Raw genomic sequence first — 13,759 nt, 5'->3', positions numbered from 1 at the left:
AGAGAGATTGTTATGCGAAATTTACTATCAAAGAACGGATTTTTACTAAAGGGTATTACCATGAGCCTTGGCCTTTCCTGTGCACTATTTTCTGTTTCAACCCAAGCGATTACCGTGTATACCGCAGGCCCAGGCGCCATGGCAAAACAGCTTGCCGCAGGGTTTGAAAAACAAACGGGTACCAAAGTAGATGTTTTCCAAGCGACAACCGGAAAAGTGATGGCGAGGCTGGAAGCGGAACAGGCGAACCCGCGTGCGGATGTATTGATTTCCGCATCATGGGATACCGCGGTTGATCTGCAACAAAAAGGTTGGTTACTACCTTATGAAAGCCCAAATGCCCAGCAAGTTCCTGAGCGTTTTAAAACGCCATACTATGTGGCGCAAGGGATCTCTGCACTGGGTATTGTGTGGAATAACCAAAGTGGTACCCCAAAACCAACAGATTGGCAAGATTTAGCCCAAGCCGAGTTTAAAGATAAAGTCACAATGCCTGATCCCGCACTTTCTGGCGCGTCATTAGACTTAGTTTTAGGGTTACAGAATGCGAAAAAAGAAGCCGCATGGACACTATTTTCTGATTTGAAAGCCAATGGTATGGTGATTTCAGGGCCGAATGCTCAAGCCTTGACTCCTGTATTACAAGGCGCTAAAGCGGCGGTTTTTGGTGCGGTTGATTATGTTGCTTATGGTAGCATCGCGAACGGAGAATCGATTGAAGTGATTTTCCCAAGTAGTGGCACTGCGATTGCCCCGCGCCCAATGATGATTTTAAAAAGTTCTAAGCAGCCTGACCAAGCTAAAGCATTTATCGACTATGTACTATCGCCAGAAGGGCAAGAAATTGTGGCTAATGCATGGCTAATGCCTGCTAGGGCAGATATTGCAGGTAAACGCCCTGATTTTTCAACACTCAAATTGTTGCCAGAAGCTGCGACAGACAACGCTGAGCGCGGCGAAGTTATCTCTCGTTTAAGCGCTTTATTCCGTTAAGGCTGGTTTTGTAAGCATATTAATTAGCAAACCGCTGGGTAGGTTGTCTGCCCAGCAGGAGTGTTGTATTCAATGACAAAAACGCGTTTTCTACCGCTTTTGGTGATGGCCACATTAGTGGTTTTAGTGGTGATCCCATTATGCTTTATTGTATTGCAGGCTATTTTCCCACAATTAGGGCAAGGGCAGTTTGTCCAGCCGCTAGAGCCTATTATTCAGCTACTCAACGAGCCAGAGCTTCCATCATTACTGCAAAATACATTATCACTAGGCACAGGCGTTGCAGCAATCAGCGCCATTATCGCTATTCCGTTAGGGGCATTACGCGGGCTGTTTAATATCCCTTTCGCCAAAGGTTGGGATCTACTGTTTCTTATTCCTTTTTTAATCCCACCTTATATTGCTGGATTATCGTGGATGCTTACGTTACAACCTAATGGTTATTCCCAACAGCTATTTGGTGTGAGTCCCGGAAGTGCGATTTTCTCACTGGGTGGAATGATGGGGATTATGGCGCTAAACCTCTTCCCAGTTCTGTATTTTGCGGTGTCGAAAAGCATGGCAGCGAATGGTAACCGACTTGCCGATGTGGCTCGTGTGCATGGGGCTTCTCCTTGGAATGCCTTTTTCAGAGTGACGCTTCCATTATCGTTACCCTCTATTGCGGCGGGGTTATTGCTGATTTTTACTTTGGCGATTGAAGAATATGGCATTCCTGCCGCCATTGGTGCCTCGAATGGTATTCGTGTTTTAACTACGGATATAGAGCAGCGCTTGGCGGATTGGCCGATTGATTTACCCGGAGCGGCCTCGTTATCGTTGATTTTAGCCAGTGTGGCAATTTTTGCTTATACATTACAGCGTTCTATCGTATCAGGGAAAAACGTAGCCACCACCACAGGGAAAGCGGCAGAAGTGGTGACTCGCTCACTTGGTTACTGGCGCTGGCCAGTCGTTGGGCTATTTGCTTTAACCGCATTTCTTGCGGTAGGAATGCCATTGTCAGCGATGTTTGGCACGGCATTTTCTTCAACAGTGTCTGGTGGTTTGGCGTGGGATAACTTAACATTCAGGCACTTTTCTGGGTTAATCGACTCACAAACTGAAGCTTTGTCTGCATTATGGACGAGCCTCTCTCTGGCGACGTTAACCGCTGTTTTCACTGGGGTACTCGGGTTTCTCTGTGCTTGGCTGGTGGTTGCTCAGCGCATTCGTGGTGCTGTTGTGATTGATGCGCTGTCTTTGTTACCTATTTCCATTCCAGGAATTGTGATAGCGGTAGGGATGATCCTCGCGTGGAACCAACCTTTTTGGCCAATAACGCCTTATCACACATGGGGCATTTTATTGCTTGCCTATAGCTGTTTGTTACTGCCTTACCCAGTTCGCTATTGCAGTGCAGCATTAACACAGATTGGTGGCAGTTTAGCAGATGCTGCACGGGTGCATGGCGCATCTGCGGTGACAACGCTGCGTTTGATCTTGTTTCCATTAGTTTTACCGAGCCTTGTCGCTGCCATGATGTTAGTGTTTGCCGTGGCCTCGCGTGAATTAGTTTCTTCGCTATTACTCGCCCCAGCCGGTATGCAGACGGTGTCTATCTTTGTGTGGCGTCAATTTGAGCAAGGCTCAATTGGCAGTGGCATGGCGATGGCATGCATAGCTGTACTGATCAGTTTGAGTTTGATGTTGTGCGCACAATGGGTGCAGGAGCGTTATAGTCGATGACATATAGAGTAGCACAGGGTAAGCACTCACTAACCTACCTTGTCCTATTTTATAATTCAGTGGATTAAGAGTGGTTCCTAACTTATATCACTCGCATCGTGGCGTTCGCGTACTTGCTGTGCGGGGTCACCTTGTAGGCGATTAACACGGCGGCCGCGCTGTACCGCTGGGCGTGCATAGACTTCATCAGCCCAACGAATAACATTTTTATATTCATGGACAGATAGAAATTCTGCGGCATCATAAAGCCAACCTTTCACTAATGCACCGTACCATGGCCAGATGGCGATATCAGCGATGCTGTAGTTTTCCCCTGCAACATATTTATGTTCTGCTAAACGCTTGTCTAACACATCTAATTGACGTTTAGTTTCCATGGCAAAGCGGTTAATTGGGTATTCAAACTTTTCAGGTGCGTAGGCATAAAAATGCCCAAAACCGCCACCAGCAAAAGGTGCTGAGCCCATTTGCCAAAATAACCAGGATAAGGTTTCAGCTCGTTCCGGCTGAGTTGTGGGTAAAAAAGCAGAAAATTTTTCGGCTAAATAGGTCAGAATCGAGCCTGACTCAAATACTCGGATAGGCTCCTTGCCGCTTCTGTCGACTAAAGCGGGAATTTTTGAGTTAGGGTTAATTTCAACAAAACCAGAACTAAATTGGTCGCCTTCACCAATGTTAATTAGCCAAGCGTCATATTCTGCCTCTTTAATGCCAAGGGCTAATAACTCCTCTAACATGATAGTGACTTTTTGCCCGTTCGGCGTTCCTAAGGAATATAGCTGTAGTGGGTGCTTACCTATAGGTAAAGATTTTTCGTGAGTTGCACCGGAAACTGGACGATTAATATTGGCGAATTTTCCGCCGTTACCTTGCTCCCATTGCCAGACTTTTGGGGGAATATAGGGGGTGTTTGCCATGAGTTATCTCCTTAACCGTTTGCAAAGGTGGCGATTTTTTTCTCATCAATTTTTTCATTATGAAGGTCTTACACTGTAGCAATCTCTAGTGAATTCTCCACTGTTTTTATCGTATTTGGTTTGGTGGGAGGGCTAAATAGCACAGAGTGCAAGAACATATAGAGGATAAGCAGATGAGTTAAGTATTAGTGCTGAGCGACTTTTTAGTCTGGGAGTCATTGTTTATACGCACAATGATAGTTGAGTTATTCATCGAAATTAACATGTATTTTGAATGGTTAGGTAATAACAAAAGGTAAATATCTTCATGTTCAATAAAAACCAGCGCTTAAAATAAGACGTAAGTAACAAAATTGTTAACAAATTCGTTGTGCAGATCACTAATTCAAATAAAAAAAGGGTGTGAATAATTTGTGAAGATTGGCACTAATTTATCGGAGTGTATTTTATACATTGATAGCATATCAGTCATATTCAGCGGTATCGGAGTGTGTCCATGCTTGCGCCAAATTCAAACATCTACCAAAGCTTATTACAGAGAGCAAAAGTGCAGCCAGACGCTGTTGCGATTGTATTTGAAGAGCAAAGTTGGAGTTATCACCAATTACTTGTGAAAGTAAACCAAACAATGTTGTGGCTAACAACCACCGTGCAGTTGAAAAAAGGCGATCGAATTGTACTTGGTTGGGGAAATACGATTGAGTTTTGCCAATTATTTTATGCCGCGGTAGGTCTGGGTATTCAGGTAATTCCTTTGAGTACCAAAATGAAAGAGTTTGAAGGTAAAGAGCATTTGTCTTGTATTAATGCAGATGCTGTTTTTTGGGATGATACATATCAACCATGGTTAGCACAGCTCAGTGCAAAAGGGGTGAGTCTTTCTCAGTGGCGTAATGTAATATTCACTGATGAAATTAATTTTATTAACCAAGTTAATGAAGAAGACCCTGCTGTTATAATATTTACCTCGGGTACAACAGGGGCGCCAAAAGGTGCGGTGATCACGCATAAAAATATATTGTCTGCAGTATATGCCTATCAGGAAACATTAAAGTTATCTGAACACGATAAAACAATTTTAGCAGTGCCGATTTATCATATTACTGGCCTCTCTGCTATTTTGACGTTATTTATCCATATTGGTGGGACGATTTATCTTCATAAAAAATTCAATGCAAAAGATATTATTTCAACAATTGCAAAAGAAAAAATAACATTTTTACATGGTTCTCCAACAGTATTTATATTGTTAATTCAGAAAATAAAAGAAAATAAAAGCATTAACCTAGAAAGATTTAATTCATTAAAAATGATTGCTTGTGGTGCAGGGCATTTAAATGAAGGTACGATTAAAGAGCTTTCTTATATATTTGCTAAAACATCCATTCATTCTATTTATGGTTTGACTGAAACTTCTTCACCAGCAACTGTATTTCGTGAAGATATTCGTTATAGCGATAAGAAGTCTAGCTCTGGTACACCAGTCCCTGGGTTACAGGTGACCATACGTAATGATAAAGGTGAAAATCTTCCCGCGAACTGCACAGGTAATATTTGGGTTAAGGGGGATGTTGTTATCCAACGTTATTGGCCGGATAGTCCTGCGAATACCACATCATTTAATGATGGTTGGTTTTTCACAGGGGATATTGGCTATATGGATAATGATGGTTTTCTTTATATTCAAGATAGAATTAAAGATATGATTAACCGTGGTGGTGAAAAAATATATTCTATTGAAGTCGAGGATTTAATTTCTAATTATCCAGGAGTTAATGAGGTCGCTGTTATTCCAATTGAAAGCACCATTTATGGTGAAGAACCCATTGCATTTATTATTCCTGAGAATCAAGTGTGTTTAACCAGTAAAGAAATTATTGAGTGGTTAAAAGATAGGGTGCCAACGTATAAAGTTCCAGTAAGAATTATGTTTACGCGTAACTTCCCTAGAACTTGGAATGGGAAAATAAGCAAGAAAGATTTGAAATTACGATATTACTCTTTAAATAACTAAAATATAAATTAGTTTTTAATTAATCAAAAAGGGGCTGTGAAATATTAGCCTTCAGGTAGGTTTTATCATGAATAATAAATTTATTTCTAAACAAGATGCCGCTAAATTAATTAATAATGGCGATACGATTTGTACTGTGGGAATGACATTAACCAGTGCTGCTGAATCTATTTTATCAGCAATTGAGCAACGCTTTTTATCCGAGGGTACACCAAATCAATTAACACTGGTTCACGCAGCTGGGCAATGTAACCGTATTCGAGGGAATCAACACTTTGCCCATGAAGGGATGGTGAAACGGATTATTGGTTCCCATTGGGGGCTAGCACCTCGATGGATGCAAATGATTAATGACAACCAAGTTGAAGCATATTGCCTCCCTCAAGGGCAAATGGTGCATTTATATGGTGCAATGGCCGCAGGCTTACCGGGGCGCTTATCCAAAGTAGGGTTAGGAACATTTATCGACCCTGACCTTGAAGGCGGTAGGATGAACGCTAAAACGTTGGTACTTTCCCCTTTGGTTGAAAAAGTGAATTTCAAAGGGGAAGAATGGTTATGGTATCCAGAAATTCCCTTAGATGTGGTGGTGATCAGAGGAACTCACGCTGATAGTAAAGGCAACCTCACCACCGATGAAGAGGCTATGGCCCTAGAGGTCTTGCATGCGGTACTGGCGGCTAAACGCTTTGGTGCCAAAGTGATTGCACAAGTGAAATATTGCGTTGAAGAAGGGACTTTACATCCCAAGCGTGTCACTGTTCCCGCGAGCTTTATTGACCACATTGTCGTGTGTGATAACCCTGAAGAAGACCATCGCCAGTCTTCGAGCTGGTTTTTTGACCCAACGCTATGCGGTGATATTCGCACGCCTATCCAACAAACTACGCCATTACCTTTAGACATTCGCAAATTGATTGGGCGAATTGCATGTCGTTATCTATACGAAAACTGTGTGATTAACTTAGGAACGGGTATTCCAAACGATGTTATTGGCTCAATTATTCAGGAAGAAAATGCAACCAAGCGCGTCGATATCACCGTGGAGTCAGGGATTTGGGGGGGCGTCCAAGCAGGCGGTATTGATTTTGGCATAGGCCGTAACCTGTCAGCGATGATTAGTCACCAAGACCAAATGTTGTACTACAACGGTGCAGGCGTTGATATCACGTATATGGGCGCAGGGGAAATGGATGCCAGTGGCCATGTCAATGCGACGTTGTTAGGCAATATTTGCCCTGGTGCAGGTGGGTTTATTGATATTACCCAAAATGCTCGACACGTGGTGTTTTGCTCAACGTTCACAGCAAAAGGGTTAGATATTCGTTGTGAAAATGGGCAATTAAATATTGTGCGGGAAGGGGATATTAGAAAGTTAGTTAACCAAGTACGGCAAATTTCATGGAATGCGGATGTCGCGCGAAATATTAACCAAACCATGCATTTTGTTACGGAACGTGCGGTGTTCACTTTAGGGGGAAAAACCCCGGTACTGGTTGAAATTGCCCCCGGTATTGACCTAGAGCGTGACATTCTTGCCCATATGGACTTCGTACCTGAAATTTCTCCTGATTTGAAAGTGATGTCTCCTTCACTATTTGAAGAAGCACCTTTTGGACTGGTTTCGTATTTGTAGTTTCAATATTAAAGAGGAATTTATCCATGTTAGTAAAAGATAAAGTCGCCATTGTGACGGGTTCTGCAAGAGGTATTGGTTTTGCGATTGCTCAGGTACTTGCGGAAGAAGGGGCAAAAGTCGTTATTTCTGATTTAGCCATGTCATCAGGTGAAGAAAGTGCAGAACAGCTACAAGAGCAAGGTCATCAAGCCATTTTCATTCCTTGTGACATTGCCAAACGTGAAGAGGTAAATGCCTTATTTTCTAACGCATTAGCGCATTTTGGGGCGATTGATGTACTGGTAAATAATGCGGGGATCAACCGAGATGGCATGCTGCATAAATTAACGGAAGATGATTGGGACAAAGTGATTGATATCAATCTGAAAGGGACATTTAACTGCATGCAAGAGGCGGCAAAGTTAATGCGTGAGCAAGAAAGCGGCCGAATTGTCAATATTTCATCGGCGAGTTGGCTTGGGAATGTTGGGCAAGCCAACTATGCTGCATCCAAAGCCGGGGTTATTGGCCTGACTAAAACGGCTTGTCGTGAACTCGCCCGTAAAGGGGTCACAGTCAATGCGATTTGCCCAGGGTTTATTGATACGGATATGACCCGTGGTGTGCCTGAAAAAGTGTGGGACATCATGATCAGCAAGATACCTGCGGGTTTTGCAGGAGATCCGCGCGATGTTGGACAATGTGTTGCATTTTTAGCCTCTGATAAAGCGCGTTATATCAATGGCGAAGTAATCAATGTTGGCGGCGGAATGGTGTTATAGGGGGAAATAATGAAACAAGCGAATGATATTGTCATTGTGAGTGGTGTGAGAACGGCAATTGGCACGATGGGGGGGAGTTTTGCAAATACGCATCAACATGACCTCGGGGCGGTGGTTATCCGTGAAGCCGTGAAAAGAGCTGGAATTGCTCCCGAAGATGTTGATGAAGTTATTGTGGGTAATGTTGGGCAAATCGCAGAAAGTGGTTTTATCGCTCGTATTTGCCAACTGCGAGCAGGGTTACCAAAAGAAACCACCGCTTATTCTGTTAACCGCCAATGTGGTTCAGGGCTACAAGCGTTAGCCGATGGCATGATGTTGTTGCAGACCGGCCAATCAGATGTTGTGGTGGCGTGTGGTACTGAAAATATGACAATGCTGCCGTACTACTTACGCAAAGCGCGCTATGGCTACCGCATGGGAAATGATGTACTGGAAGATGGGTTAACGTCCATCCTAACTTGGCCAGAAGGCCCTTACCACAACGGAATGACGGCAGAAAATGTTGCAGAGCAGTTCAATATTACCCGTGAAGAAATGGATGATTTTGCATGGGATAGCCAGCAAAAAGCGTTAAAAGCGATTCAAGCCGGTTATTTTGCTGACCAAATATTGCCAGTAGAAATACCTGAAGGCCGTAAAGGTACACGTATTTTTGATACCGATGAACATCCGCGTGATACACCACGTGAAAAATTAGCAAAATTGCGCCCTGCCTTTAAAGCTGATGGTGTGATTACGGCAGCAAACTCTTCAGGTATCAATGATGGTGCTGCGGCATTAGTGATGATGCGTCGTGAAGAAGCGGAAAAACGTGGTCTGAAGCCAAGAATGAAAGTGGTCGATTGGGCTGTAGCAGGTTGTGAAGCGGCCATTATGGGCTTTGGACCCGCGCCAGCAACCCGTCGATTAATGGAAAAGCTCAAAATGGATGTAAAAGACATTGATTTAATTGAGCTAAATGAAGCATTTGCTGCACAAGCCATTGCAGTTATGAATGATTTATCTCTTGATAGCACTAAAGTGAATGTGAATGGTGGGGCAATTGCTCTGGGTCATCCAGTGGGTGCCAGTGGGGCTATTTTACCTGTGAAGTTAATGTATGAAATGGAACGCCGTCAGGTTACTACCGGGTTAGTGACTATGTGTATCGGTGGTGGTCAAGGGATATCAATGTTGTTCGAAAGAGAATAAGAAAAGCTGCAAGCAGAAAGCCCGACGTGGGGCGTCGGGCTGTTGCTGAAGTAAAACAACAGGTATGTCACTTATTGCCAAGAGCCGTACCTGTTTCACTACAACATGAGGATCTTATCTATGTTTTCTACAAATGCAAAGTTAGATTATGTGGCTCAGGGGAAAAAAACCAACGCAAAGATATACCGTAACCTGATGCCGTTGTTGATTTTAGCGTACATTATTAGCTTTATTGACCGAACCAATATTGGCATGGCAAAAAATGCGATGTCGATTGATTTAGGATTATCTGCAACTGCATTTGGTATTGGTGCAGGGCTTTTTTTCCTAACCTACTCGATTCTTGAGATCCCAAGTAATTTAATAATGGAAAAAGTGGGGGCGCGTTTTTGGATCACGCGGATCATGATCACGTGGGGGCTATTATCTGCGGCAATGGCATTTGTGACAGGGCCGACTTCTTTTTATATCTTGCGGTTATTACTGGGAGCGGCTGAAGCGGGCCTATATCCTGGGGTCATTTTGTATATGACATATTGGTTTAGCCAAGAAGAGCGGGCTAAAGCAACAGGGTTATTTTTACTAGGGGTCTGTCTTGCGAATATTATTGGAGCACCGCTAAGTGGCTTATTGCTGAGTATGGATGGCTTATTAGGTTTCCATGGTTGGCAATGGATGTTTGTTATTGAAGGTTTACCCGCGGTGATCCTCGCATTTGTTGTGTGGTTTGTGTTGCCGAATAAACCGGAAGATGCGAAATGGTTAGATGAGGATGATCGGAATTATATTAAATATAAACACGACCAAGATAAAAACAGCATTAGTGTGAGTAATAGTAAATTCTCACTTAAGGCGGCATTTAAAAATAAAGCCTTTATGATGATTGTTGCTATCTATTTTACTCACCAGTTCTCCGTCTATGGTTTAAGTTACTTTTTGCCTACTATTATAGGTGAGTATGGCAAACTGACACCGATTCAAATTGGCTTATTAACGGCGATCCCTTGGATTTCAGCTGCAATTGGTGGCATTTTTGTGGCGAGAAAAGCCAATACACCGCGTCGTTCATCACGTATTTTAATTTCAGGTTATGCCGTGATGGCGGTTGGATTAGTGATAGGTGCACTGGGAGGCCCAGTTGTCGGCTTAATAGGCTTTTGCTTGACTGCATTTATGTTTTTTGTGGTTCAATCGATTATTTTCTCTCTTCCACCCACTTATATGAGTGGCAGTATGCTGGCGGGAAGTTTAGCATTATTGAACTGCTTAGGATTATTTGGTGGTTTCCTCGGCCCGTTTATTCTTGGTTTTTTTGAGGATTACACTGGAACAGCCACTTCTGGATTATGGTTTGGTGTCGGTTTGTTAGTTATTGGAACGATTATTGCTTCACGAGTGAATACTAACGGTATGAGCGAACCCGAATCATTACAAGTATCGGCTTCAGTGGAAAGCAAGTAATTCAACATCGCCATTTACAATAGGAAAGTCTGCATGAAAATTGTTATCGCACTTGATTCCTTTAAAGGAAGTTGTTCTGCAAGGTTAGCATGTCAAGCCGTTGCTGAGGGTTTCAAGCGTGTATCCTCTGAGTTAGATATGACGTTATTACCCATATCTGATGGTGGAGAAGGTTTGTTGGAGTCACTGGAACATAGCCCCGCGCTTTCTGGTGTAACACCTTACATTTTTAGCTGTACTGGGCCTTATGGTAGTGAGGTTGATGCAGGGTTATTAGTGCTGGAGGAAAAAACTGCCTTTATTGAAATGGCGCAATGCTGTGGGCTGGAACTCGTTCAACGTGAGCATCGTCGCGTTGAAAATGCTTCAACTTATGGTTTGGGTGAAATGGTCAAACATGCATTAGATATGGGCTGCTCTCGTATTATTATTGGGATAGGAGGAAGTGCAACTAATGATGGTGGTGCGGGATTTGCTCAAGCATTAGGTGCTCAGTTCTATGATAAAAACTCGCAGCTTATTGAGGCGCCAATTTGTGGTAAAGACCTCATTAACATTGCAAAGATTGATTTTGATGAATTTGACTCACGCGCCGCAGAGGTTGAATTTAGTGTCTCTTGCGATGTTGAAAACCCTTTATTAGGTGAAAATGGGGCGACTTATGTTTATGGTCCCCAGAAGGGGGCCGACCAAGCCACACTCGACCAGCTTGAAATCGGGATGGCTCATTATGCAAAATTAATGTCAACAATAACGGGAAAAGATGTTTCACTTGAGGCGGGCAGTGGTGCTGCGGGTGGATTAGGTGCGGGGCTTCGTTGGTTTGTTTCGGCAAAGCTCGAAAAAGGAATCGATCTCGTTTTGGGGCTCCTTGGCGCAAAATCTTATATTCAACAAGCGGATTTAGTCATTGTAGGAGAGGGGCGGCTTGACAGTCAAAGTGCGAATGGTAAGGCTCCTGTGGGAGTAGCTCGTATGGCCAGTCATTATGGTGTGCCTGTCATTGCGCTTTGTGGGGGGTATAGTGAAGATAGCCGTATCCTATACCAACATGGCATTACCGCAATGTGGTCGCTTTGTCCGGGGCCAGTTTCCCTTGAGCAAGCCATGACAAATGGTGAACGTTATTTGGCAGATACAGCAGAAAATTTGCTGCGTACCGTACTCGCAAATCCGAATATGCAAATAAAACCCTAAAATGAGGCGGTAAGATGCTACTGACTGAAAAACTAGCCAATGATATTGTCACGCGTGCAATGGGAATTATCCATCACAACGTCAATGTGATTAATAGTCAGGGCGTGATTATCGCTTCAGGTGAAAAAAAGCGTATTGGTGAAACCCATGAAGCCGCAGTGGAAGTGATCCGCTGCGGCAAACGGATCACCATCTACAATGAAAATGAAGCACGAGCTTATTCGAATGTGGCACCGGGGATAAACCATCCGATTGTTGTGGCTGATAAAGTGGAATTAGTGATTGGCGTGAGTGGTGATCCTGTTGTGATCCAGCGTTATGCCGAGCTCGCTATACTGACGGCTGAGCTGCTAATTCAACAAGAAATTGAGCGGCGTAGTATTAACTGGCAGCATCGTTTGCGTGACATGCTATTTGTCCAGTTTATAGAAAGCACAACGCCAGCACAGGGGCGCAGTGCATTACTAAAATTGCATAATTCCGGTTTTGCGTTCACTTTACCGACTATTCCTGTGATTATTAATATTGAAGCTATTCAGTACCGCCCTGAAATACTCGATACGATCATTACTGAATTATCAGCTATGGAAAAAAGTGATGTGCTATTACTCAATAGCCGAGAAATTTTGATGCTATTCCCATCAACGCATTATCAAAATGAATCGTTTATTTCTAATCTTCATTTCATTCTAGATAGCCAACTTAGCCAATATTATATTGGCGTTGGTGTTCAGGCAGATACGCAAGAACATGTGAGGGATGCAGTACATTTTGCACGTTCAGTAATTGAAGTTGGACGGCTAACGGTTCCCGATAAACAAGTCTTTTTATTTAAAGAAATGGCATCTTTATGCCTCTTTAATGAATTGGAAAATAGCTATCTATTTAATTTCTTTTTAGATATTTGCCATAAAATATTGTTGCATGATTCGGGCGATATTTTGCTTGAAACCCTTGAGCTGTTTCTATCGCAAAATGGTGAAATAGGTAGCACCGCGCAGCAATTAGGCATTCACAGAAATACATTAAGTTATCGGTTACAACAAATTAAAAAGCAAACCAGTTTGGACCCGACAAGGTTTACGGATCTCATTCAGTTATCTGTTGCGATGCATGGCTACCGTCGACGTTACCCAAAACAACAGCCATGGCTCGATGCATTAAGTTAAGGAGCCGTATCATTACTTTTGTTGTAAAACCCAAATAGCGGCTTCAACGCGCGATTTTAAATTAAGTTTCTTTAGTAAGTGTTTGACATGGACTTTGACGGTGCTCTCTGTGATTTGTAATTTATTCGCAATCATCTTATTTGATAGCCCCTGTGAGATTAAATCTAAGATATGGGTTTCTCTTGGGGTTAGTGCTGATAGATTATGCTCTGTAGGGGCTCGGTTATCTCTTAAAGATTCAGCTAAAATGGAAGCGAGCGTTGGGCTAACGACCATTTTACCACTTGCGGCTTCTTTTAACGCAATAATTAATTTTTCAGGCTCCATGTCTTTGAGTAAATAGCCATCAGCACCTCGTTTTAACGCATTAATTAAGTCTTCGCCATAATTGGACACTGTAAATAAGATAATACGGCCTGAAAGTTCTCGGTTACGTAAATTATCGAGTACTTCAAAGCCATTCATACTAGGCATATTGAGATCTAATAGGATTAAATCTGGGTCTTGTTCTTCCGCAATTTTAATACCCGTTATTCCATCGTCTGCTTCACCAATTACCTTTAATGTGGGTTCTAAACTAATTAATTGTTTAACACCATTACGTAGCATCGGGTGGTCATCAATCAGTAAAATGGTAGATTGCCCAGTCAGTTTATTTTCATTTTTCATTAATGAGTTACTCCAAT

General features: G+C 42.9%; 11 protein-coding genes. 9 read left to right on the top strand and 2 right to left on the bottom strand.

Features of this window, described 5'->3' with window-relative positions:
* Window positions 1–12: 12 nt before the first annotated feature.
* Window positions 13–993 (top strand): ABC transporter substrate-binding protein, encoded by a 981-nt coding sequence (locus P3L44_RS18225; protein ID WP_272662447.1) that lies wholly within the window; start codon window positions 13–15, stop codon window positions 991–993.
* A gap of 72 nt (window positions 994–1,065) precedes the next feature.
* Window positions 1,066–2,721 (top strand): ABC transporter permease, encoded by a 1,656-nt coding sequence (locus P3L44_RS18220; RefSeq protein WP_140171770.1) that lies wholly within the window; start codon window positions 1,066–1,068, stop codon window positions 2,719–2,721.
* A gap of 77 nt (window positions 2,722–2,798) precedes the next feature.
* Here the strand turns inward: P3L44_RS18220 and yghU are convergent, their stop codons facing one another.
* A complete protein-coding gene (yghU, locus tag P3L44_RS18215; protein ID WP_117162605.1) occupies window positions 2,799–3,638 on the bottom strand; it encodes a glutathione-dependent disulfide-bond oxidoreductase in 840 nt (279 codons plus the stop codon).
* Window positions 3,639–4,134: 496 nt separating this feature from the next.
* Between yghU and P3L44_RS18210 the strand changes: the two genes are divergently transcribed.
* From P3L44_RS18210 to P3L44_RS18180, 7 genes are all read left to right on the top strand, one after another.
* On the top strand, window positions 4,135–5,652 hold the full coding sequence (locus P3L44_RS18210) for a class I adenylate-forming enzyme family protein (protein ID WP_272662448.1): 1,518 nt from the start codon (window positions 4,135–4,137) through the stop codon (window positions 5,650–5,652).
* A 67-nt stretch (window positions 5,653–5,719) separates the two neighbouring features.
* Window positions 5,720–7,288: an acyl CoA:acetate/3-ketoacid CoA transferase gene (locus tag P3L44_RS18205; RefSeq protein ID WP_140171768.1), complete on the top strand. Its 1,569-nt coding sequence runs from the start codon at window positions 5,720–5,722 to the stop codon at window positions 7,286–7,288.
* 26 nt (window positions 7,289–7,314) lie between these two features.
* On the top strand, window positions 7,315–8,052 hold the full coding sequence (gene fabG / locus P3L44_RS18200) for a 3-oxoacyl-ACP reductase FabG (RefSeq protein WP_272662450.1): 738 nt from the start codon (window positions 7,315–7,317) through the stop codon (window positions 8,050–8,052).
* A 9-nt stretch (window positions 8,053–8,061) separates the two neighbouring features.
* Window positions 8,062–9,246, top strand: coding sequence for a thiolase family protein (locus tag P3L44_RS18195; protein WP_140171767.1), 1,185 nt, complete (start codon window positions 8,062–8,064; stop codon window positions 9,244–9,246).
* 120 nt (window positions 9,247–9,366) lie between these two features.
* Window positions 9,367–10,707, top strand: a complete 1,341-nt coding sequence (locus tag P3L44_RS18190) for an MFS transporter (RefSeq protein WP_272662452.1) — start codon at window positions 9,367–9,369, stop codon at window positions 10,705–10,707.
* A gap of 33 nt (window positions 10,708–10,740) precedes the next feature.
* A complete protein-coding gene (locus P3L44_RS18185; protein ID WP_272662454.1) occupies window positions 10,741–11,904 on the top strand; it encodes a glycerate kinase in 1,164 nt (387 codons plus the stop codon).
* Between the two features lie 14 nt (window positions 11,905–11,918).
* Complete coding sequence (locus P3L44_RS18180) at window positions 11,919–13,073, top strand: CdaR family transcriptional regulator (protein ID WP_004259365.1); 1,155 nt, start codon at window positions 11,919–11,921, stop codon at window positions 13,071–13,073.
* Window positions 13,074–13,085: 12 nt separating this feature from the next.
* On the opposite strand, the gene narL is transcribed toward P3L44_RS18180, so the two are convergent.
* Window positions 13,086–13,742, bottom strand: a complete 657-nt coding sequence (gene narL, locus P3L44_RS18175; protein WP_004259360.1) for a two-component system response regulator NarL — start codon at window positions 13,740–13,742, stop codon at window positions 13,086–13,088.
* Between the last annotated feature and the right edge of the window lie 17 nt (window positions 13,743–13,759).

This window comes from Providencia sp. PROV175, assembly GCF_032707045.1.
GTDB lineage: Bacteria > Pseudomonadota > Gammaproteobacteria > Enterobacterales > Enterobacteriaceae > Providencia > Providencia hangzhouensis.
This window is presented reverse-complemented; position numbering and strand designations above follow the sequence as displayed.

What these genes read in the sequence shown, in the direction of transcription:
- narL (WP_004259360.1), bottom strand. Translation starts at nt 13,742, where the DNA reads ATGAAAAATGAAAATAAACTGACTGGGCAATCTACCATTTTACTGATT.
- P3L44_RS18185 (WP_272662454.1), top strand. Translation starts at nt 10,741, where the DNA reads ATGAAAATTGTTATCGCACTTGATTCCTTTAAAGGAAGTTGTTCTGCA.
- P3L44_RS18190 (WP_272662452.1), top strand. Translation starts at nt 9,367, where the DNA reads ATGTTTTCTACAAATGCAAAGTTAGATTATGTGGCTCAGGGGAAAAAA.
- P3L44_RS18220 (WP_140171770.1), top strand. Translation starts at nt 1,066, where the DNA reads ATGACAAAAACGCGTTTTCTACCGCTTTTGGTGATGGCCACATTAGTG.
- yghU (WP_117162605.1), bottom strand. Translation starts at nt 3,638, where the DNA reads ATGGCAAACACCCCCTATATTCCCCCAAAAGTCTGGCAATGGGAGCAA.
- P3L44_RS18210 (WP_272662448.1), top strand. Translation starts at nt 4,135, where the DNA reads ATGCTTGCGCCAAATTCAAACATCTACCAAAGCTTATTACAGAGAGCA.
- P3L44_RS18225 (WP_272662447.1), top strand. Translation starts at nt 13, where the DNA reads ATGCGAAATTTACTATCAAAGAACGGATTTTTACTAAAGGGTATTACC.
- P3L44_RS18195 (WP_140171767.1), top strand. Translation starts at nt 8,062, where the DNA reads ATGAAACAAGCGAATGATATTGTCATTGTGAGTGGTGTGAGAACGGCA.
- fabG (WP_272662450.1), top strand. Translation starts at nt 7,315, where the DNA reads ATGTTAGTAAAAGATAAAGTCGCCATTGTGACGGGTTCTGCAAGAGGT.
- P3L44_RS18180 (WP_004259365.1), top strand. Translation starts at nt 11,919, where the DNA reads ATGCTACTGACTGAAAAACTAGCCAATGATATTGTCACGCGTGCAATG.
- P3L44_RS18205 (WP_140171768.1), top strand. Translation starts at nt 5,720, where the DNA reads ATGAATAATAAATTTATTTCTAAACAAGATGCCGCTAAATTAATTAAT.